At 73.8% G+C, this 20,794-nt stretch carries 13 protein-coding genes; 8 read left to right on the forward strand and 5 right to left on the reverse strand.

All coding sequences use genetic code 11. From position 1 onward, the window contains the following. Positions 1 to 20: 20 nt before the first annotated feature. Positions 21 to 1,889 carry an endonuclease/exonuclease/phosphatase family protein gene (locus ACZ55U_RS19025; RefSeq protein WP_465527288.1) on the forward strand — a complete coding sequence of 623 codons (1,869 nt, stop codon included), beginning with the start codon at positions 21 to 23 and terminating at the stop codon, positions 1,887 to 1,889. A gap of 124 nt (positions 1,890 to 2,013) precedes the next feature. On the opposite strand, the gene ACZ55U_RS19030 is transcribed toward ACZ55U_RS19025, so the two are convergent. From ACZ55U_RS19030 to ACZ55U_RS19040, 3 genes are all read right to left on the reverse strand, one after another. Further along, positions 2,014 to 4,389, reverse strand: a complete 2,376-nt coding sequence (locus ACZ55U_RS19030; protein WP_465527289.1) for an ATP-binding cassette domain-containing protein — start codon at positions 4,387 to 4,389, stop codon at positions 2,014 to 2,016. Positions 4,390 to 4,532: 143 nt separating this feature from the next. Further along, positions 4,533 to 4,946, reverse strand: a complete 414-nt coding sequence (locus ACZ55U_RS19035; protein ID WP_465527290.1) for a VOC family protein — start codon at positions 4,944 to 4,946, stop codon at positions 4,533 to 4,535. 110 nt (positions 4,947 to 5,056) lie between these two features. After that, on the reverse strand, positions 5,057 to 6,286 hold the full coding sequence (locus tag ACZ55U_RS19040; protein WP_465527291.1) for a C40 family peptidase: 1,230 nt from the start codon (positions 6,284 to 6,286) through the stop codon (positions 5,057 to 5,059). A gap of 241 nt (positions 6,287 to 6,527) precedes the next feature. Here ACZ55U_RS19040 and ACZ55U_RS19045 point away from each other — a divergent pair, with 241 nt between their 5' ends. The 7 genes from ACZ55U_RS19045 to ACZ55U_RS19075 all read left to right on the forward strand — a co-directional run bounded on the left by ACZ55U_RS19045 (position 6,528) and on the right by ACZ55U_RS19075 (position 18,400). Next, positions 6,528 to 8,231, forward strand: a complete 1,704-nt coding sequence (locus ACZ55U_RS19045) for an acyclic terpene utilization AtuA family protein (RefSeq protein ID WP_465527292.1) — start codon at positions 6,528 to 6,530, stop codon at positions 8,229 to 8,231. Beyond that, on the forward strand, positions 8,228 to 9,826 hold the full coding sequence (locus ACZ55U_RS19050) for an acyl-CoA carboxylase subunit beta (RefSeq protein ID WP_465527293.1): 1,599 nt from the start codon (positions 8,228 to 8,230) through the stop codon (positions 9,824 to 9,826). The genes ACZ55U_RS19045 and ACZ55U_RS19050 overlap by 4 nt, the downstream gene beginning before the upstream one ends. Before the next feature lie 21 nt (positions 9,827 to 9,847). Beyond that, entirely contained in the window at positions 9,848 to 11,899 is a 2,052-nt protein-coding gene (locus ACZ55U_RS19055; RefSeq protein ID WP_465527294.1) for an acetyl/propionyl/methylcrotonyl-CoA carboxylase subunit alpha, read from the forward strand. Positions 11,900 to 11,967: 68 nt separating this feature from the next. Next, a complete protein-coding gene (locus tag ACZ55U_RS19060; RefSeq protein ID WP_465527295.1) occupies positions 11,968 to 13,140 on the forward strand; it encodes an acyl-CoA dehydrogenase family protein in 1,173 nt (390 codons plus the stop codon). A 301-nt stretch (positions 13,141 to 13,441) separates the two neighbouring features. Then, positions 13,442 to 15,040: a 4-coumarate--CoA ligase family protein gene (locus tag ACZ55U_RS19065; protein WP_465527296.1), complete on the forward strand. Its 1,599-nt coding sequence runs from the start codon at positions 13,442 to 13,444 to the stop codon at positions 15,038 to 15,040. Positions 15,041 to 15,153: 113 nt separating this feature from the next. Then, entirely contained in the window at positions 15,154 to 15,774 is a 621-nt protein-coding gene (locus ACZ55U_RS19070; protein WP_465527297.1) for a TetR/AcrR family transcriptional regulator, read from the forward strand. A gap of 148 nt (positions 15,775 to 15,922) precedes the next feature. Then, on the forward strand, positions 15,923 to 18,400 hold the full coding sequence (locus tag ACZ55U_RS19075; protein ID WP_465527298.1) for a SpoIIE family protein phosphatase: 2,478 nt from the start codon (positions 15,923 to 15,925) through the stop codon (positions 18,398 to 18,400). A 114-nt stretch (positions 18,401 to 18,514) separates the two neighbouring features. Here the strand turns inward: ACZ55U_RS19075 and ACZ55U_RS19080 are convergent, their stop codons facing one another. Both ACZ55U_RS19080 and ACZ55U_RS19085 read right to left on the reverse strand, forming a co-directional pair. After that, a complete protein-coding gene (locus ACZ55U_RS19080; protein WP_465527299.1) occupies positions 18,515 to 20,074 on the reverse strand; it encodes an MFS transporter in 1,560 nt (519 codons plus the stop codon). Further along, positions 20,071 to 20,682 carry a TetR/AcrR family transcriptional regulator gene (locus ACZ55U_RS19085; protein WP_465527300.1) on the reverse strand — a complete coding sequence of 204 codons (612 nt, stop codon included), beginning with the start codon at positions 20,680 to 20,682 and terminating at the stop codon, positions 20,071 to 20,073. Before ACZ55U_RS19085 ends, ACZ55U_RS19080 begins: the two co-directional genes overlap by 4 nt. Positions 20,683 to 20,794: the final 112 nt, after the last annotated feature.

The following is a 20,794-nucleotide window of genomic DNA, read 5'->3' on the forward strand; positions in this document are numbered from 1 at the left end:
GAGCTAGGAGCCCTGCCCCGGTGACCACCGCCCCCGCACCCCGCCCGCGCCGTACCCTGCTGCGCGCCGCCCTGATCCCGGCCACGCTGGCCGCCTCGCTGGTCCTCGTCCCGCTGCCGGTGGCGAACGCCGCCGCGCCCGCGACGCCCGCCCCGACCGAGGTCGGCCCGCTGCGGATCCACGACATCAAGGGCAACACCCGGACGTCCCCGCAGATCGGAAAGGCCGTCACCGGCGTGCCCGGCGTCGTCACCGGCCTGCGCGCGTACGGCAGTTCCAAGGGCTTCTGGATGCAGGACCCGAACCCGGACGCCGACCCGGCCACCGGCGAGGGCATCTTCGTCTACACCGGCGGCAACCCCACCGTGAAGGTCGGCGACTCGGTGCTGGTGAGCGCCAAGGTCACCCGGTACTACCCGAACTTCGCCGGCGGCTCGCAGTCCATCACCGAACTCAGCGCCCCCGCCGTCACCGTGCTCTCCGCCGGCAACCCGCTGCCCGCCCCGGTGGTCGTGGACACCCGCAACATCCCCGGCCGCTACGCCCCGCCGGCCGGCCCGGACGGCACCATCGAGGCGTCGGTGCTCAACCCGGAGAAGTACGCCCTGGACTTCTACGCGTCCCTGGAGGGCACGCTCGTCCGGGTCGAGGACGTCCGGGTGGTGCAGGCGACCGACAAGTACAACGAGCTGTGGGTCGCCGCCGACAAGCAGGACCAGCGCAGCAAGCGCGGCGGCCTGCTGTACGAGTCGTACAAGGAGCCCAACGTCGGCCGCCTGATGATCCAGCAGCAGGCGCCGGTGAACCAGCAGCCGTTCCCGGTGGCCAACGTCGGCGACGAGCTGACCGGCGCCACCACCGGCCCGCTGGACTACAACCAGTTCGGCGGCTACACCCTGGTCGCCGGCACCATGGGCACCCTGAAGGACAACCACCTCCAGCGCGAGGTCACCCCCCAGGCGACCGACCGCGAACTCACCATCGCCACGTACAACGTGGAGAACCTGGCCCCGACCAACCCGGACGCCAAGTTCGCCGAGCTGGCCCAGGCCGTGGTCACCAACCTGCGCTCGCCCGACATCGTCGCCCTGGAGGAGATCCAGGACAACAACGGCAACAAGAACGACGGCACGGTGGACGCGAGCCAGACCGTCGCCAAGTTCGTCGCCGCGATCAAGGCGGCGGGTGGCCCGGCCTACGACTGGCGCTCGATCGACCCCCAGGACGGCAAGGACGGCGGCGAGCCCGGCGGCAACATCCGCCAGGTCTTCCTGTTCAACCCGCAGCGGGTGTCCTTCACCGACATACCCGGCGGCGACGCCACCACCGCCGTCGGCGTGACCGGCACCGGCGCGAACGCCGCGCTGACCGCCTCGCCCGGCCGGATCGAGCCGAACGACGAGGCCTGGACCAACAGCCGCAAGCCGCTGGTCGGCCAGTTCTCCTTCCGCGGCAAGAAGGTCTTCGTGATCGCCAACCACTTCAACAGCAAGGGCGGCGACCAGGGCATCGACAGCCGCTTCCAGCAGCCGACCCGCAGCTCCGAGGTGCAGCGGATCAAGCAGGCCACCGTCGAGCAGCGCTTCGTCTCCCAGCTGCTGGCCGCCGACAAGGAGGCCAAGGTCGTCTCCCTCGGCGACTTCAACGACTACCAGTTCTCGCCCGCGCTCGCCGCGCTCACCAAGGGCGGCGTGCTGCGCGACCTGGTGAACGAGCTGCCGGAGACCGAGCAGTACTCGTACGTCTACCAGGGCAACTCGCAGGTGCTGGACCACATCCTGGTCAGCCCCGAGGTGGGCTACGCCAAGTACGACGTGGTGCACATCAACGCCGAGTTCGCCAAGCAGGCGAGCGACCACGACCCGCAGGTGGTCCGCATCAAGCCGTAGCCCGGCGCCGGGCCCCCGCGCGCAGCCCCGCGGGCGGTCCCGGCCACGGCCGACGCCGCCTCCGCCACCGGTGCTCCACCGGCCGCGGAGGCGGCGTCGTTCCGGCTCCCGCCGACCAGCGGGCTCAGCCCAGGTACCGGGCCAGCGCCTCGCCGGTCAGCGTGGAGCGGGCGGCCACCAGCTCGGCCGGGGTGCCCTCGAAGACCACCCTGCCGCCGTCGTGCCCGGCCCCCGGGCCGAGGTCGATGATCCAGTCGGCGTGCGCCATCACCGCCGGGTGGTGCTCGATCACGATGACCGACTTCCCGGACTCGACCAGCCGGTCCAGCAGCCCGAGCAGCTGCTCGACGTCGGCCAGGTGCAGGCCGGTGGTCGGCTCGTCCAGGACGTAGACGCCGCCCTTGTCCGCCATGTGGGTGGCCAGCCTGAGCCGCTGCCGCTCGCCGCCGGAGAGCGTGGTGAGCGGCTGGCCGAGGTTCAGGTAGCCGAGGCCGACGTCCGCCAGCCGCTCCAGGACGCGGTGCGCGGCCGGCAGCTTCGCCTCGCCCGAGCCGAAGAACTCCAGCGCCTCGGTCACCGGCATGGCCAGCACCTCGGCGATGTCCCGCCCGCCCAGGCGGTACTCCAGCACCGCCGGCTGGTAGCGCTTGCCCTCGCAGTCCTCGCAGGTGGTGGCCACCCCGGCCATCATCGCCAGGTCGGTGTAGACCACCCCCGCGCCGTTGCAGGTCGGGCAGGCGCCCTCCGAGTTGGCGCTGAACAGGGCCGGCTTCACCCCGTTGGCCTTGGCGAAGGCCTTGCGGACCGGCTCCAGCAGCCCCGTGTAGGTGGCCGGATTGCTGCGCCGGGAGCCCTTGATCGACCCCTGGTCGACCGAGACCACGCCCTCGTCGGCGGGGATCGAGCCGTGGATCAGCGAGCTCTTGCCCGAGCCCGCCACCCCGGTCACCACGGTGAGCACCCCGAGCGGGACGTCCACGTCCACGTTCCGCAGGTTGTGGGTGCTCGCGCCGCGGATCTCCAGCACACCGGTCGGCTTGCGCACCTCCTCCCGCAGCGCCGCACGGTCGGACAGGTGCCGGCCGGTCACCGTCCCGCTGCTGCGCAGCCCCTCGACACCGCCCTCGTAGCAGACCGCGCCGCCCGCCGTACCGGCTCCCGGGCCGAGGTCGACCACGTGGTCGGCGATCGCGATGGTCTGCGGCTTGTGCTCCACCACCAGCACCGTGTTGCCCTTGTCCCGCAGGCGCAGCAGCAGCCTGTTCATCCGGTCGATGTCGTGCGGGTGCAGGCCGGTGGTCGGCTCGTCGAAGACGTAGGTGGTGTCGGTGAGCGAGGAGCCCAGGTGGCGGACCATCTTGACCCGCTGGGCCTCGCCGCCGGAGAGGGTGCCGGTGGGGCGGTCCAGCGAGAGGTAGCCGAGGCCGATCTCCACGAAGGAGTCCAGGGCCTGCCGGAGGGAGTCGAGCAGCGGGGCCACCGAGGGCTCGTCGAGGTCGCGGACCCAGGCGGCGAGGTCGCTGATCTGCATCGCGCAGGCGTCGGCGATGCTGATCCCGGCGATCTTCGACGAGCGGGCCGCCTCGCTGAGCCGGGTGCCGCCGCAGTCGGGGCAGGCGGCGAAGGTGACCGCCCGCTCCACGAAGGCCCGGATGTGCGGCTGGAGCGCGTCCTTGTCCTTGGAGAGCATGGACTTCTGGATCTTGGGGATCAGGCCCTCGTAGGTGAGGTTGACGCCGTTGACCTTGACCTTGGTCGGCTCCCGGTACAGGAAGTCCCGCATCTCCTTCTCGGTGAACTCGCGGATCGGCTTGTCCGGGTCGAGGAAGCCCGAGTTGGCGTAGACACCGACCGTCCACCAGCTGTCCGTCTTCCAGCCGGGGATGGTGAACGCGCCCTCGGAGATCGACTTGGAGTCGTCGTACAGCTGGGTGAGGTCGATGTCCGAGACGGTGCCCCGGCCCTCGCAGCGCGGGCACATGCCGCCGGTGATGCTGAAGCTGCGCCGCTCCTTGACCGTCCTGCCGCCGCGCTCGACGGTGACGGCGCCGGCGCCGCTGATCGAGGGCACGTTGAAGGAGAAGGCCTTGGGGGAGCCGATGTGCGGGGTGCCGAGGCGGCTGAAGAGGATGCGCAGCATGGCGTTGGCGTCGGTGGCGGTGCCGACGGTGGAGCGCGGGTCGGCGCCCATCCGCTGCTGGTCGACGATGATCGCGGTGGTCAGGCCTTCGAGGACGTCCACCTCGGGGCGGGCCAGGGTGGGCATGAAGCCCTGGACGAAGGCGCTGTAGGTCTCGTTGATCAGCCGCTGGGACTCGGCGGCGATGGTGTCGAAGACCAGCGAGCTCTTGCCCGAGCCGGACACGCCGGTGAACACCGTCAGCCGGCGCTTGGGTATGTCGACGCTGACGTCCTTGAGGTTGTTCTCGCGCGCGCCGTGCACGCGGATCAGGTCGTGGCTGTCGGCGACGTGCGGCTGTGCGTCCGTCCGCTTGGGCATCGTTCTCTTCGCTCCCTGGCTCTCGGCGGTCTCGGGCTCTCGGCGGTCCGTGGGCTCTTCGGCCTCCGGGCTTCGCGGCCTCTGGGGTCCATTGTGCTGACCGGCACCGGGCGCACCCGGTGCCGGTCGGCTCCCGGGCGGGCTCAGCCCAGCTCGTTGAAGCGGACCATGTTGCCCGCCGGGTCGCGGAACGCGCAGTCGCGGACGCCGTACGGCTGAAGGGTCGGTTCCTGGACCAGCTCGGCGCCGCCGGCCTTCAGCCGGTCGTAGACGCCGTCCAGGTCGCGGGTGCCGAGGACGACCCGGGCGTAGGTGCCCTTGGCCATCATCTCGGTGATGGTGCGCTGCTCCTCCTCGGTGCGGCCCGGGTCGGCGGAGGCCGGCTCCAGCACCAGGGAGACGTCGGGCTGGCCGGCGGGGCCCACGGTGATCCAGCGCATCGGGCCGCCGCCGACGTCGTTGCGCACCTCGAAGCCGAGCAGGTCGCGGTAGAAGGCGAGGGAGGCCTCGGGGTCGGTGTGGGGGAGGAAGGTCCAGTGGATGGTGATGTCGCTCATGACCGCAACGCTAGGCGAGCCCCCGGGCCGGGCGCTTCTCGAATCCTGATCGGTCGGCGCGACGGCCCGGGGGCGGCGGTCTTCCCGCGGGGTCTTCCGAGCGGGGTCCGCTAGCAGTCGGGGATGGTGGTGCCGCTGTTGTCCTTGGCCGTGTCGTTGCCCCAGCGGGACAGGTAGAAGGCGGACACCCACTGGCCGGCCGGGCCGCCGTCCGAGTCCGTCTTCAGCCACCAGTGGTTGTAGCCGCTCCCGTTGGAGACCTCGCGGCCCCAGGCCTTGCAGTAGACGTAGTTGGTGCCCTGGTACAGGGTGCCGGTGGCGTTGGTGGAGGTCGGCGAGGGGTAGACGCTCGCGTTGGCGAAGGTGTCCACCCAGTACTTGCCGGTGGCGGGCGGGGTTCCGCCGCCCGGGCAGGTGGGGATGACCGTGCCGTCGTTGGCCTTGGCCACGTCGTTGCCCCAGCGGGACAGGTAGTACGCGGAGACCCACTGGCCGCCCGGGCCCACGTCCGGGTCGGTCTTCAGCCACCAGTGGTTGTAGCCGCTCCCGTTGGAGACCTCGCGGCCCCAGGCCTTGCAGTAGACGTAGTTGGTGCCCTGGTACAGGGTCCCGGTGCTGGTGGTGGAGGTGGGGGAGCCGTACACCGGGGCGGTGGCGTTGGTGTCCACCCAGTACTGGCCGCTGTTCGCCGGCGGCGGGGTGGTCGGCGGGGTGGGGGTGGTGCTGCCGGGGCCGTAGAGCCGGATGGCGCCGTAGTAGTCGCCGTGCGAGGAGAGCGGCGCGACCTGGACGTAGCCGCCGGAGTACGGGGCCTCGACGATGTAGCCCTGTCCGAGGTACATCGCGACGTGGTGGATGGTGGAGGCGGTGTTGCCGAAGTACACCAGGTCGCCGGGGAGCAACGGCGCGGTCCCGTCCGCCCGGTAGTAGCGGGCGACGGCCCGGGAGGTCGGCCACTGGGTGCGCGTGGTGCCGTTGATGACGTCCTCGCCGACGGCCAGGTAGTAGGCGTAGCGGACCAGGCCGGAGCAGTCCAGGCCGCGGACGTTGCAGTCGTTGGGCGCGCCGTTGGCGGAGTCGCACAGGCCGTACGTCGGGCCGGGCTGCGAGCCGTGGCCGCCGCCCCAGGAGTACGGGGTGCCTATCTGCCCGCAGGCGGAGCGGACCGCGGCGTTCGCCTGGGCGGCCGCACCGGTGGAGAGCACTCCGCAGGCGGGCGCCGCGTGGGCCGGCTCGGCACCGGCGAAGAACACGCCGACCGACACCAGCACCGACAGCAGGGCGGCCCACCGCAGCGGCGCGACCAGCCGTCTCGACAAGGGGTTTACGCGCGTAGTCATGGTCGCGCATCTTTCCGGAACCGCTGACTCCGGGTCAATGGTCCTGCGGCACACTCCCGCTGTGGCCTCCGCAGTTGCCGGTTCGCGGGCCGCGGGCCCCGGCGACCGGCAACTTCACGGCGGGTGACCGGATGTCGAAAACAAGCAAGCGTGATTGCTTTTTTCTCCGTCCGGTGCCACGCTGCTGCCGGCGGCGCCCGTCGGGCTTGCCGCCCAACTCGCCGACAGGGGAGGCGCATTGGTGGACGACGGCGCGGTGCTGCGGATCGGCAACGCCTCGGGCTTCTACGGGGACCGCTTCGCCGCGATGCGGGAGATGCTCACCGGCGGACCGCTGGACGTGCTCACCGGGGACTACCTGGCCGAGCTGACCATGCTGATCCTCGCCCGGGACCGGCTGCGCGATCCGTCGCTCGGCTACGCCCGGACCTTCCTGCGGCAGATGGAGGAGTGCCTGGGCCTGGCCCGGGAGCGGGGCGTGCGGATCGTGGTCAACGCGGGCGGCCTCAACCCCGCCCGGCTGGCCGAGGAACTGCGCGGGCTGGCCGGGCGGCTGGGCGTGGAGGCGGCCGTCGCCCATGTCGAGGGGGACGACCTGCTCTCACGCCGGGCCGAACTCGGCCTGCCGGACGGGCTGTTGGCGGCCAACGCCTACCTCGGAGGGTTCGGTGTCGCCGCCTGCCTGGCCGAGGGCGCGGACGTGGTGGTCACCGGGCGGGTCACCGACGCCGCGCTGGTGGTCGGCCCCGCCATCGCCCGGTTCGGGTGGACGGCCGGCGACCTGGACGCCCTGGCCGGGGCCGTGGTGGCCGGACACGTGCTGGAGTGCGGGGCGCAGGCGACCGGCGGCAACTACGCCTTCTTCCGGGAGCACGACGTCACCCGCCCCGGGTTCCCGCTCGCCGAACTGCGCGCCGACGGCTCCAGCGTGATCACCAAGCACCCGGGCACCGGCGGCGCCGTCACCGTCGGCACCGTCACCGCCCAGCTCCTGTACGAGACCGGTGGACCGCACTACCTCGGCCCGGACGTCACGGCCCGGCTGGACACCGTCCGCCTCACCGAGGAGGGGCCGGACCGGGTGCGGATCGACGGGGTGCGCGGCGAGGCCCCGCCGCCGACCCTCAAGGTCGGCCTCAACCGGCTCGGCGGCCACCACAACGAGGTGGTGTTCGTCCTCACCGGCCTGGACATCGAGGCCAAGGCCGCGCTGGTGCGGCGGCAGTTCGCCGACGCCCTGCCGCCGGAGGCCCGCCCGGCCGAGCTGCGCTGGACCCTCGCCCGCACCGACCACCCGGACGCCCCGACCGAGGAGGCCGCCTCCGCGCTGCTGAGGCTGTCCGCCCGGGACCGGGACCCGGCCAGGGTGGGGCGCGAACTCGGCAAGGCCGCCGTGGAGTTGGGCCTGTCCGGATACCCGGGCTTCCACCTCACCGCACCACCCGGACCGGGCGCTCCCTACGGGGTGTTCGACGCCGTGTACGTCGACGCGAAGGCCGTCGGGCACACCGCCGTGCTGCCGGACGGCCGCCGGATCGCCGTACCGCCGGCCCCGGTCACCTCCCAGCCGGGCGACGCCGCCCAGGAGTTGCCGGCGCCACCGCCCGCCGGGCCCACCCGCCGGGCCCCGCTCGGCCTGGTGGCCGGCGCGCGCAGCGGCGACAAGGGCGGGGACGCCAACCTCGGAGTCTGGGCGCGCTCCGAGGACGGCTGGCGCTGGCTCGCCCACACCCTCACCGTCGAGCGGCTGCGCCAACTGCTGCCCGAGACCGCGGGGTTGCCCGTCACCCGGCACCTGCTGCCGAACCTGCGCGCGGTCAACTTCACCCTCACCGGCCTGCTCGGCGAGGGCGTCGCCGCCCGGCACCGCTTCGATCCGCAGGCCAAGGCCCTGGGGGAGTGGCTGCGCGCCCGCCACCTCGACATCCCGGAGGCCCTGCTGTGACCGTCCTGACCACCCGCGTCGACCCGGCCGGGCCCGACCACGCGCAGAACCGCGCCGCGATGGCGGCCAAGCTCGCCGAGCTCGACGCCGAGCACGCCAAGGCGCTGGCGGGCGGCGGCCCCCGGTACCTGGAACGCCACCGCCGGCGCGGCAAGCTGTCGGCCCGCGAGCGGATCGAGCTGCTGGTCGACCAGGACTCCCCGTTCCTGGAGCTGTCCCCGCTGGCCGCCTGGGGGAGCGACTACCCGGTCGGCGCGGCCCTGGTCACCGGCATCGGCGTGATCGAGGGCGTCGAGTGCGTGATCACCGCCAACGACCCGACCGTGCGCGGCGGCGCCAGTAACCCCTGGACCCTGCGCAAGGCCCTGCGCGCCGACGAGATCGCGCTGGACAACCGCCTCCCGCTGGTCAACCTGGTCGAGTCCGGCGGCGCCGACCTGCCCAGCCAGAAGGAGGTCTTCATCCCCGGCGGCGCCCTGTTCCGCGACCTCACCCGGCTGTCCGCCGCCGGAATCCCCACCGTGGCCGTGGTGTTCGGCAACTCCACGGCCGGCGGCGCCTACGTGCCGGGCCTCTCCGACCACACCGTGCTCGTCAAGGAGCGCGCCAAGGTGTTCCTCGGCGGCCCGCCGCTGGTGCGGATGGCCACCGGCGAGGAGGCCGACGACGAGTCGCTGGGCGGCGCCGAGATGCACGCCCGCACCTCCGGCCTGGCCGACCACGTCGCGGCGGACGAGGCGGACGCGCTGCGGATCGCCCGCCGGATCGTCGCCCGGCTCGACCACCGCAGGCCCGGCCCGGGACCGGACCCGCTGGCCGAGCCGCCGAAGTACGCCGAGGAGGAGCTGCTCGGCATCGTCCCCGGCGACCTCAAGGTGCCCTTCGACCCGCGCGAGGTGATCGCCCGGATCGTCGACGGCTCCGACTTCGACGAGTTCAAACCGCTCTACGGCACCAGCCTGGCCACCGGCTGGGCCCGCCTGCACGGCTATCCGGTCGGCATCCTGGCCAACGCCCAGGGCGTGCTGTTCAGCCAGGAGTCCCAGAAGGCCGCCCAGTTCATCCAGCTGGCCAACCAGCGCAACACCCCGCTGCTGTTCCTGCACAACACCACCGGCTACATGGTCGGCAAGGAGTACGAGCAGGGCGGCATCATCAAGCACGGCGCGATGATGATCAACGCCGTCGCCAACTCCACCGTCCCGCACCTGTCGGTGCTGATGGGCGCCTCCTACGGGGCCGGCCACTACGGCATGTGCGGCCGGGCGTACCGGCCGCGCTTCCTGTTCTCCTGGCCGAGCGCCAAGTCCGCCGTGATGGGCCCCCAGCAGCTCGCCGGGGTGCTGTCGATCGTCGCCCGGCAGTCCGCCGCGGCGAAGGGGCAGCCGTACGACGAGGACGCGGACGCCGCGATCCGGGCGATGGTCGAGCAGCAGATCGAGGCGGAGTCGCTGCCGGTGTTCCTCTCCGGCCGGCTCTACGACGACGGGGTGATCGACCCACGCGACACCCGTACGGTGCTCGGCCTCAGCCTGTCCGCGGTCCACAACGCGCCGGTCGAGGGCGCGCGCGGCTACGGCGTCTTCCGATTCTGAGAGGTCAGGGCCTGTCTCTTGATGATCACCAACCTGCTGGTCGCCAACCGGGGCGAGATCGCCCGCCGGGTCTTCCGCACCTGCCGGGAGCTGGGCATCGCGACCACCGCCGTCCACTCCGACCCGGACGCCGGGGCCCCGCACGTCCGCGAGGCCGACGCCGCCGTCCGGCTGCCCGGCGCGGCGCCCGCCGACACCTACCTGCGCGCCGACCTGATCGTCGGGGCCGCGCTCGCCGCCGGGGCCGACGCCGTCCACCCCGGGTACGGATTCCTCTCCGAGAGCGCCGAGTTCGCGCGGGCCGTGCGGGCGGCGGGCCTGCTCTGGGTCGGCCCGCCGCCGGCCGCGATCGCCGCGATGGGCTCCAAGACGGCCGCCAAGCGGCTGATGGCCGCGGCCGGGGTGCCGGTGCTCGACGCCCTCGCCGAGCCCACCGAGGCCGATCTTCCGGTACTGGTCAAGGCCGCGGCGGGCGGCGGCGGGCGCGGCATGCGCGTGGTGCGCGGCCTCGCGGAGCTGCCCGGCGAACTGGCGGCCGCCCGTGCCGAGGCCGCCAAGGCCTTCGGCTCCGACGAGGTGTTCTGCGAGCGCTACCTGCCCACCGGGCGGCACGTCGAGGTCCAGCTGCTGGCCGACGCCCACGGCACCGTCTGGGCGGTCGGCGACCGGGACTGCTCGCTGCAACGGCGCCACCAGAAGGTGATCGAGGAGGCCCCGGCCCCCGGCCTGCCCGCCGAGGTCCGGGCCGAACTGCACACGGCGGCCCGCAACGCCGCCAAGGCCATCGGCTACACCGGCGCCGGCACCGCCGAGTTCCTCCTCGCCGAGGACGGCCGGTTCTTCTTCCTGGAGATGAACACCCGCCTCCAGGTCGAACACCCGGTCACCGAGGCCGTCACCGGACTGGACCTGGTCGCCCTCCAACTCGCCGTCGCCGAAGGGCAGCCGCTGCCCGCGCCGACCCCGCCGCCGACCACCGGCCACGCGATCGAGGCCCGGCTCTACGCCGAGGACCCGGCGCACGACTGGCGGCCCGCCACCGGCACCCTGCACCGGCTCGAACTCACGCTCCCGCACCAGGAGTTCACCGGCTCCGGGCTCCGACTCGACTCCGGTGTGGCGCCCGGCGGCGAGATCACCGCGCACTACGACGCGATGCTCGCCAAGGTGACCGCCTGGGCGCCGACCCGCGCCGCCGCCGCCCGCAAGCTCGCCGACGCGCTCGCCCGCGCCCGCGTCCACGGCCCGGCCACCAACCGGGAGCTGCTGGTCCGCGCGCTGCGCCACCCGGCGTTCCTGGCCGAGCGGCTGCACACCGGCTTCCTGGCCGAGCACGCGGACGCGCTCACCGCCCCGGCCGCCGGCGCCGTGGCACGCGCCGCGCTGGCGGCCGCCCTCGCCGACGCCGCCGCCCGCCGGAGCCCCTTCCCCTCCGGCTGGCGCAACCTGCCCTCCCAGCCGCAGGTCAAGCGCTACCGCGGCGCCGACGGCACCGAGACCGAGGTCCGCTACCGGCTCACCCGGGCCGGCCTGCTGGCCGAGGACCACCCGCGGACCGAGCTGGTCGAGGCCGCCCCGGACCGGGTGGTGCTGGCCGAGGGCGGGCTGCGCCGCACGTACCTCGTCGCCCGGTACGGGGACCGGGTGTACGTCGACACCCCCGACGGCGGCACCGCGCTCACCGCGCTGCCGCGCTTCCCCGAGCCCGGCGCCCGCACCGACCCCGGTGCGCTGCTGGCCCCGATGCCGGGCACCGTCGTCCGGGTCACGGCCGCCGTCGGGGACACCGTCACCGCGGGGCAGCCGCTGCTGGTGCTGGAGGCGATGAAGATGGAGCACCGGGTCGCCGCCCCCGCCGGCGGCACCCTCGTCGAACTGCTCGCCGCCCCCGGCCGGCGGGTCGAGACCGGCGCCCTGCTGGCCGTCGTCCGACCCGCCGACGCCGGAGAGCCCACCGACGCCGGAGAGCCCACCGACGCGGGAGGGCCCAGCAAGGGCGGAGCGCCCGCCGGGGCCGGAGAGTCCACCGATGCCGGAGAACCCGCCGGAGCCCGCGAGAGCGCCGAGGCCTGAACCCCCGCGGAGACCCCAACACCCCACCCGGGCCCGAGGGGCCCACCCGAGCCCGAGGAAGGACCCGCATGTCCACCATCGGCAGTCAGCTCCTGGAGACCCCGGAACGCCGCGACCTGCGCCGGGCCGTCGGCGACCTCGGCCGCCGCTACGGCTCCTCGTACTACCTCGCCAAGGCCCGGGCCGGCGAGCCCGCCGACGAACTGTGGGCGGAGGCCGGCCGGGCCGGCTACCTCGGCGTCAACCTGCCCGCCGAGTACGGCGGTGGGGGCGGCGGCATCACCGACCTCGCCATCGTGCTGGAGGAACTCGGCGCCGCCGGCTGCCCGTTGCTGCTGCTCATCGTCTCCCCGGCGATCTGCGGCACCGTGATCGCCCGTTACGGCACCGAGGAGCAGAAGCGCCGCTGGCTGCCGGGCCTGGCCGACGGCAGCCGCAAGATGGCCTTCGGCATCACCGAACCGGACGCGGGAAGCAACTCGCACCGGATATCCACCGTCGCCCGGCGGGACGGCGAGGACTGGCTGCTGACCGGCCGCAAGGTCTTCGTCTCCGGCATCGACCACTCGGACGCGGTGCTGTTCGTCGCCCGCACCGAGGACGCGCGCACCGGCAAGCTCAAGCCCTGCCTGTTCGTCGTCCCGCGCGAGGCCCCCGGCTTCGAGTACCGGGCCATCCCGATGGAACTCGTCGCCCCGGAGAAGCAGTTCCAGGTGTTCCTGGACGACGTCCGGCTGCCCGCCGACGCCCTGGTCGGCGACGAGGACGCGGGTCTGCTCCAGCTGTTCGCCGGCCTCAACCCCGAACGCGTCCTGACCGCCGCCTTCTCGCTCGGCCTCGCCCGGCAGGCCCTCGGCAAGGCCGTGGAGTACGCGAGGACCCGCACCGTCTGGTCCACCCCGATCGGCGCCCACCAGGGCCTGGCCCACCCGCTCGCCCAGTGCGCGGTGGAGATCGAGCTGGCCCGGCTGATGACCCAGAAGGCCGGGCTGCTCTACGACGCGGGCGAGGACCTCGCCGCCGGGGAGGCCGCCAACATGGCCAAGTACGCCGCCGGGGAGGCCGCCGCCCGCACCGTCGACCAGGCGGTGCAGACCCTCGGCGGCAACGGCCTGACCCAGGAGTACGGACTGGGCGCGCTGCTGGCCGCCACCCGGGTGGGCCGAGTGGCCCCGGTCAGCCGGGAGATGGTGCTCAACTACGTCGCCCAGCACACCCTGGGGCTGCCCAAGTCGTACTGACCTCCGGCCGGCCGGACGGGTGAGCGAGGCGTGGGGGCGGGCGAGCGGGACGAGCGGGCGGGGGACGGACGTCCGGCGTGGGTGCCCCGGGGGCGGGGAAGGCCACCCGGGGCGGGTGGCGGTGGTGCGCGCCGTCCGGGCGGGCGCCCCCCGGGAGCGGGCGCGCCTCCCCTGCTCCCTCACGGGTTCCCCACAATGGCGGAGCCAGCACCCCGACTGTCCGTATGCTCCTGAAAGCGCCCTCGCACCGAATTTGCCCACCGGTTCGTTGCAACGTCAACTTCCTTACTGGAGGCCCACCTTGGTGTTCCGAAGCGAGTTCCCCGACGTCCCCGTGGTCGATCTGCCGGTCCACGAAGCGGTGCTCGGCGCCGCGGCGGAGCACGGCGACCGTCCGGCCCTGATCGACGGCCTCACCGGCGAGACCATCAGCTACGCCCGGCTCGTCTCCTCCGTCGAGCGGGTGGCCGCCGGGCTGGCCGAGACAGGCGTGCGCCACGGAGACGTCGTCGCCCTCTTCAGCCCCAATTCGACCGCCTACCCGATGGCCTACTACGGCGCGAGCAGGGCCGGCGCCACCGTCACCACGGTCTCCTCCCTGGCCACGCCCGCGGACCTGGCCTCCCAGCTGCGCGACAGCGGCACCCGCTGGCTGGTCACCGTCGCCGACTTCCTGCCGACCGCCCGCACGGCCGCCGGACTGCTCGCCGAACAGGGCCGCCCACTGGCCGAGATCATCGTCCTGGACGGCGCCGAGGGCCACCGCTCGCTCGCCGACCTGCTGGCCGCCCCCGGCCCCGCCCCCGAGGTCGCCGTCGACCCCGCCGAGGACCTCGCCGTCCTCCCGTACTCCAGCGGCACCACCGGCCTGCCCAAGGGCGTGATGCTCACCCACCGCTCGATCTCCACCAACCTCGCCCAGTGCGACGCCCTCTACCGCCCCGCCGAGGGCGAACGGGTGCTCGCCGTCCTGCCCTTCTTCCACATCTACGGACAGGCCGCGCTGCTCAACCAGCCGCTGCGCTGCGGCGCCACCGTCGTCATCCTGCCCCGCTTCGAGCTCGAACAGTTCTGCCGCACCATCCAGGAGCACCGGGTGCAGGCCCTGGTGGTGGCCCCGCCGATCGCCCTGGCACTGGCCCGGCACCCGGTCGTCGACCGGTACGACCTCTCCTCGGTCGAGTACCTGCTGTGCGCCGCCGCCCCGCTCGACCACGAACTCGCCGACGCCTGCGCCCGCCGCCTCGGCCTGCCGCACCTGCTCCAGGGCTACGGCATGACCGAACTCTCCCCGGTCAGCCACGTGGTCTCCCCGCACGAGGACAACCCCCCGCCCGGCTCGGTCGGCCGGATGCTCCCCTCCACCGAACTGCGGATCGCCGCCCTCGACGGCTCCGACGGCGACCTCGGGCCCGGCGAGCGCGGCGAGATGCTGATCCGCGGCCCCCAGGTGATGAAGGGCTACCTCGGCCGCCCCTCCGAGACCGCCGCGGTGGTCGACGCCGACGGCTGGCTGCACACCGGCGACGTCGGCTACGTGGACGAGCGCGGCTACCTCCACATCGTCGACCGGGTCAAGGAACTGATCAAGTACAAGGGCTACCAGGTCGCCCCCGCCGAACTGGAGGCCGTGCTGCTCGGCCACCCGCAGATCACCGACGCCGCCGTCATCGGCGTCCGGGACGCCGAGGGCACCGAGTGCCCCAAGGCCTTCGTGGTCCGCGCCCCCGGCAGCGCCCTGACCGAGGACGAGGTCACCGGGTACGTCGCCGCCCAGGTCGCCCCGTACAAGAAGGTCCGCGCCGTCGAGTTCGTCGAGACCGTCCCCAAGTCCGCGGCCGGCAAGATCCTCCGCCGCGAGCTGCGCGCCCGCGAGGCGGAGCGCGCCGCCGTCCGCTGAGCGGCGCGAGCCGCCCCGGCGGCCCGGCACCGGCGCCCGTCTGTGAGGATCGTCCCGCCGCTCCCCGACCGGGAGCCGCCGCGCCCCGACCGGAACAGGAACCGCCCGCCGCCATGACCAGCCACCCCGCCGCCCGCACCCCGCAGCAGGACCGCAGCCGAGCCACCAGGGCCCGGCTGCTCGCGGCGGCCGTGGACTGCCTGGCCGAGCTCGGCTGGCACGGCTCCACCGTCGCCGTCGTCGCCGAGCGCGCCGGGGTCTCCCGGGGCGCGGCCCAGCACCACTTCCCGACCCGCGAGGACCTCTTCACCGCGGCCGTCGAGCACGTCACCGCCGAGCGGCTGGCAGCCGTCCGCGCCCACGCGGACGAACTGCCGGCCGCCGGGCCCGACCGCACCCGGGCCGTGGTCGACATGATCGTCCGCCTCTACACCGGCCCGCTGTTCCGCGCCGCCCTCCACCTGTGGACCGCCGCGGCCACCGAGGAGGCGCTCCGGGAACGGATCATCGCCCTGGAGGGCCACGTCGGCCGGGAGGCCCACCGGGCCGCCGTGGAGTTCCTGGACGCCGACCAGAGCCGCCCCGGCGTCCGCGAATCCGTGCAGGCCACCCTGGACCTCGCCCGCGGGCTGGGCCTCGCCAACCTGCTCACCGACGACAGCCACCGACGTTCCGGAGTGATCCGGCAGTGGGCGGGCGTTCTGGAGAGTACGCTGCGCCCGGTACGCCCATGACGCCCGTACACCCGGAGCGGCCGGACGCCCCCTGACCAAGGGGTCGCCGGGCGGCCGATGTCCGTGCAGTCTGGAGAAGAACCCCGGCCGGCACGGACCGCGAGGCCCACCCGGCCGGGCACGAGCCGAACCGGGGTGCTGCCTGATCATGCACGGACACGAGTGGGACGCGACCGCCGCCGGCCTGGCACGGGGCGCGACCCCGACACGCCCCGAGGCCGAACGCGCCGAAGGCCATCGGCTGGTCCCGCTCGCGACGGCGCTGCTCCAGGACGACGGACTCATCCTGCACTGGAGCGAGGACGCCGAGGCCCTGCTCGGCTACTCCGCCGAGGAGGCCGTCGGCAGCCACGCCGCCCGGCTGCTCACCGACGGGTCCGACCGCGCCGAGGTCCTCGACCTGTTCCGGCGGATCATGAGCGGCACCGGCTGGTCCGGCGTCTTCCCGGTGCGCCACCGCGACGGCCACCGGGTCGACCTGGAGTTCCGCACCTACCCGATCGTCGGCCCGGCCGGCACCCTGCTGCTGCTCGCCACCGCCTCCGACACCCGCGCCCTGCACGCCGTCGAGGCCGACCTCGCGGTGCTGGACGGCATCTTCGCCCGCTCGCCGATCGGCATGGCCGTCTACGACACCGACCTGCGGTACCTGCGGATCAACGAGGCGCTCGCGCGGATGAACGGCGTCCCGGTCGCCGCCCACCTCGGCCGCCGGATATCCGCCGTCCTGCCCGGCATCAACAGCAGTGAGATCGAACAGATCATGCGCCAGGTGCTGAAGACCGGAAGACCCGTGGTGGACGCACGCTCCCACGGCCGGGTCCCCGGCGACCCCAAGCGGGACCGCGCCTGGTCCGCCTCCTACTTCCGGCTGGAGGACTCCACCGGACGGATCTTCGGGGTCTGCTCCTCGATCATCGACGTCACCGAGCGCTTCCAGGCCGAGGCCCGCGCCGCCCGCGCCCAGGAGCGGCTGGCCACCATCGCCGAGGCGACCGCCCGGATCGGCACCACCCTCGACCTCCAGCGCACCGCCGAGGAACTGATCGAGGCCGTCGTCCCCCGCTTCGCCGACTTCGCCACCGTGGACCTGCTGGAACCGGTGCTGCGCGGCGCCGAGCCCACCGCGATCCCCTCCGACCGGAACATCATGCTGCGCGCCGTCGCCGTCGGGGAGTCCTACGAGAGCGGCCTCGCGCACGCCGTCGACGTGGTCGGCGAGACCTCCGAGTACGGCCCCGACCGCAGCTACGTCCAGTGCCTGCGCAGCGGGAAGCCGCTGCTGCGCACCCGGGTGGACGAGGAGGCGCTGCGCGGACTGGTCGCCAGCGAGGACCGGGTGGCCCCCGGGATCGCGGCGGGCATCCACTCGTACCTGATGGTGCCGATCACCGCCCGCGGCATGGTGCTCGGCGGCTCCGAGTTCATCCGGATGCGCAACCCCGAGCCGTTCACCGCCGCCGACGTCGCCCTCGCCGAGGAACTGGTCGCCCGCACCGCGCTGGCGCTCGACAACGCCCGGCTCTACCGCCGCGAGCGGGAGACCGCCCTCACCCTCCAGCGCAGCCTGCTGCCGCAGGAGGTGCACCGCACCCTCGGCCTGGAGATCGCCTACCGCTACCTGCCCAGCAGCGTGGTCAGCGAGGTCGGCGGGGACTGGTTCGACGTGGTGCCGCTGTCCTGCGGGCGGGTCGCCCTGGTGGTCGGCGACGTGATGGGCCACGGCATCCGGGCCGCCGCCACCATGGGCCAGCTGCGCACCGTCGCCCGGACCCTCGCCACCCTCGACATGCCGCCCGAGCAGGTCCTCACCCGACTGGACGAAACCGCGTCGGGGATCGGCGAGGGCCAGTTCGCCACCTGCATCTGCGCCGTGTACGACCCGCTGGAGCGCAGCGTCCAGGTCGCCTCGGCCGGGCACCTGCCACCGGTGCGGGTCGGCCCCGACGGCACCGCCACCAAGGTCGAGGTGCCGCCCGGGGTGCCGCTGGGCGTCGGTGGGGTGGCCTTCGAGTCGATCGAGTTCACCATCCCCGAGGGCGGCATGGTGGCGCTCTACACCGACGGCCTGGTCGAGCGGCGCGGCCAGGACCTGGACGCCGGGATCGACCTGCTCGCCCGCACCCTGGCCGGCCCCGGGCGGACCCTGGAGGAGAGCTGTGACGCCGTCCTCGGCGCGCTGGTCACCGACGGCACCGAGGATGACATCGCGATGATCATGGCCCGGGTGCTGCCGCTGCCCGCCGACCGGATCGCCACCCTGCCGCTCACCGGCGGCGGCCGGGTGCCCGGCCAGGCCCGCCGCTTCACCCGGGCCACCCTGGAGGCCTGGGGCCTGGCGGCGCTCACCGACTACGCCGAACTGCTGGTCAGCGAGCTGGTCACGAACGCCCTGCTGCACGCGGGCGCCCCGCGCCGGCTGCGGCTGTTCCGCGACCGGGTGCTCACCGTGGAGGTCTCCGACGCCGGCGGGCAGACCCCGCAGCTGCGCCCGTTCGCCGAGCAGGACGAGGGCGGGCGCGGGATGTTCCTGGTCAGCGAGCTGGCCCAGCGCTGGGGCAGCCGGCTCACCCGGGACGGCAAGGTGGTCTGGGCCGAGCTGGAGCTGCCCTTCGGGATCTCGTAGGGCCGCGCTCGCCCACGGCTCGCGGCCTCGCAGGGCCCGCTCGCGGAGAACGGGTGCCCCGCAACGGAGAACGGTCGTTTCCCCCGGGGGAAACGACCGTTCTCGCGGGCGCTGCTACGCCTTGGCCTTCGGCCGGACGGGTGAACCGGTGCCCACGCTCTCCGGGGCCACCGCCGGGGTGGAGAGCCCGCGCAGCAGCCGCCAGGCCATCACGGCCGCCCCGGCCAGCAGGGCGGCGGCCAGCAGCCCGGCGCTGTTCATGCCGTGGACGAAGGCCGTCCGGGCGCTCGCCAGCAGCGGCTGCGCCAGCTCGGCCGGCAGGCCCTGCGCCGTCTCGACGGCCGATCCCAGCGACTCGCCGGCCCGGGCGGCGGACGCCGGGTCCGTCCCGGCCGGGACGGCCAGCCCGTTCGCGTAGATCGAGCCGACCACCGAGCCCACCAGGGCGATGCCGAGTGCGGTGCCCAGCTCGTACGCCGTCTCGGAGACCGCCGAGGCGGCGCCGGCCTTGTCGGCGGGCGCGGCGCTCAGCACCAGGTCGGCGCCGAGCGTGTAGACCACGCCCTCGGCCGTCCCGGTCACCAGGAAGGAGGCGGCCAGCACCAGGTAGGTGGTGTCCTGCTCCAGCCAGCCGAGCACGCCCACGCCCAGGCCCATCGCCAGCAGGCAGACCGTCAGCGCCTTGCGGGCGCCGAAGCGCCGGGCCAGGCGGGCGGTCAGCAGACCGCCGGCCACCGAGCCCGCGAAGGCCGGCAGCTCGGCCAGCCCGGCCTGGAGCGGCTCGTAGCCGCGGACCAGCTGGAGGTACTGGGAGACCACGAAGATCACGCCGGAGAGCCCGACCAGGGAGATCAGCGAGGCCGCGACGGCCGCGGTGAACCGGCGGTCGCGGAAGAGCCGGACGTCGAGCAGCGGGGTCTCCAGCCGCAGCTGGCGGCGGACGAACAGGAACAGCGCGGCGCCGCCGGCCAGGAAGGTGACCGGAACGTCCCAGCGGTCCACGCCGTGGGCGGCGGCCTCCTTGACCGCGTAGACCGCGCCGATCACGCCGGCCATCGACAGCAGCACGCTCAGCACGTCCCAGCGGCCCGGCTTCGGGTCCTTGGACTCCGGCAGCAGCCAGGCACCGGACACCAGCAGCAGGAGCAGCACCGGGATGTTCATCAGGAACACCGAGCCCCACCAGAAGTGCTCCAGCAGCACCCCGCCGACCACCGGCCCGAGGGCGGCGCCGGCGGTGGCGGCGGCGCCCCAGATGCCGATCGCGGTGGCCCGCTCCCGGTCGTCCGGGAAGAGGGCGCGGATCAGCGAGAGCGTGGAGGGCATGATCGTCGCACCGGCCACGCCGAGCAGGGCGCGGGCCAGGATCAGCCAGCCGGGGCCCGGGGCGTAGGCGGCCAGCAGCGAGGCGGCGCCGAAGGCGACGGACCCGGCCAGCAGCAGCTTCTTGCGGCCGATCCGGTCGCTCAGCGCGCCCATGCTGACCAGCAGTCCGGCCAGCACGAAGGAGTAGGAGTCGCCGATCCAGAGCAACTGGGTGCCGCTGGGTCGCAGCGTCTCGCTGATCGACGGGATGGCGAGGGAGAGGACGGTCGCGTCCAGGGCGACCACGGTCACGGCCAGGACGAGGACGGCGAGGCCGGTCCAGCGCTGGCGGGTGGTCAGGGTGTTCATGGGGTATCGGTGTCCGGCCCGTGGTCGCAGGTGCGGTGGATGGGGGGAGTGGTGGTGCGGGCGTCCGGTCCGCGCAGCGCGCCGCCGAGGAACAGCTCGGCGAGCGAGAAGGCGGCGTCGCGCGGGGCGAGCCGGCCGTCCTGGATGGACCAGCCGACGCCGGCCACCAGGTCGAAGAAGGCCTCGCTCAGCCAGGCGGCGCTCAGCTCGATGCGGAACACGCCCTGCTGCTGGCCGCGCAGGAAGAGCGCGTGCAGCCGGGCGATCTGGACCTCCCAGAGGTCGTTGATGTCGTCGTGCTCGTAGAGCTGGTTCTCGCCGGCGAGGAAGGCGCAGAGCATGGCGTCCGGGACAGCGGCGTCCACCAGGCGGCGCAGTGCGGCCTCGGCGTCGCCCCGCTCGACCTCGGCGGTGTCCAGCGCGGCGGCGAACCGGTGCAGCCCGAGCAGGCCGACCTCGCGGATCAGCGCGTCGCGCCCCGGGAAGAGCCGGTGCAGCGTGGCGCGGCTGATGCCGGCGGCGCGGGCGATCTCGTCCAGGTGGGCGGTCGGGCGGCGGGAGAGCACGCCGACGGCGGCTTCCAGCACGGTGTCGCGGTCGGTGGCCATGAAGCGAGTGTAGTTCACATGAGACACAGATGTCTCATTCATTCTCGCGAGGTCTCATCTGAGTCGCATCCGATCGGCGCCCGGACGCCAAAAACCGGGGACGGTGGGTCAC

This window comes from Kitasatospora sp. NPDC034533 (genome assembly GCF_055575155.1).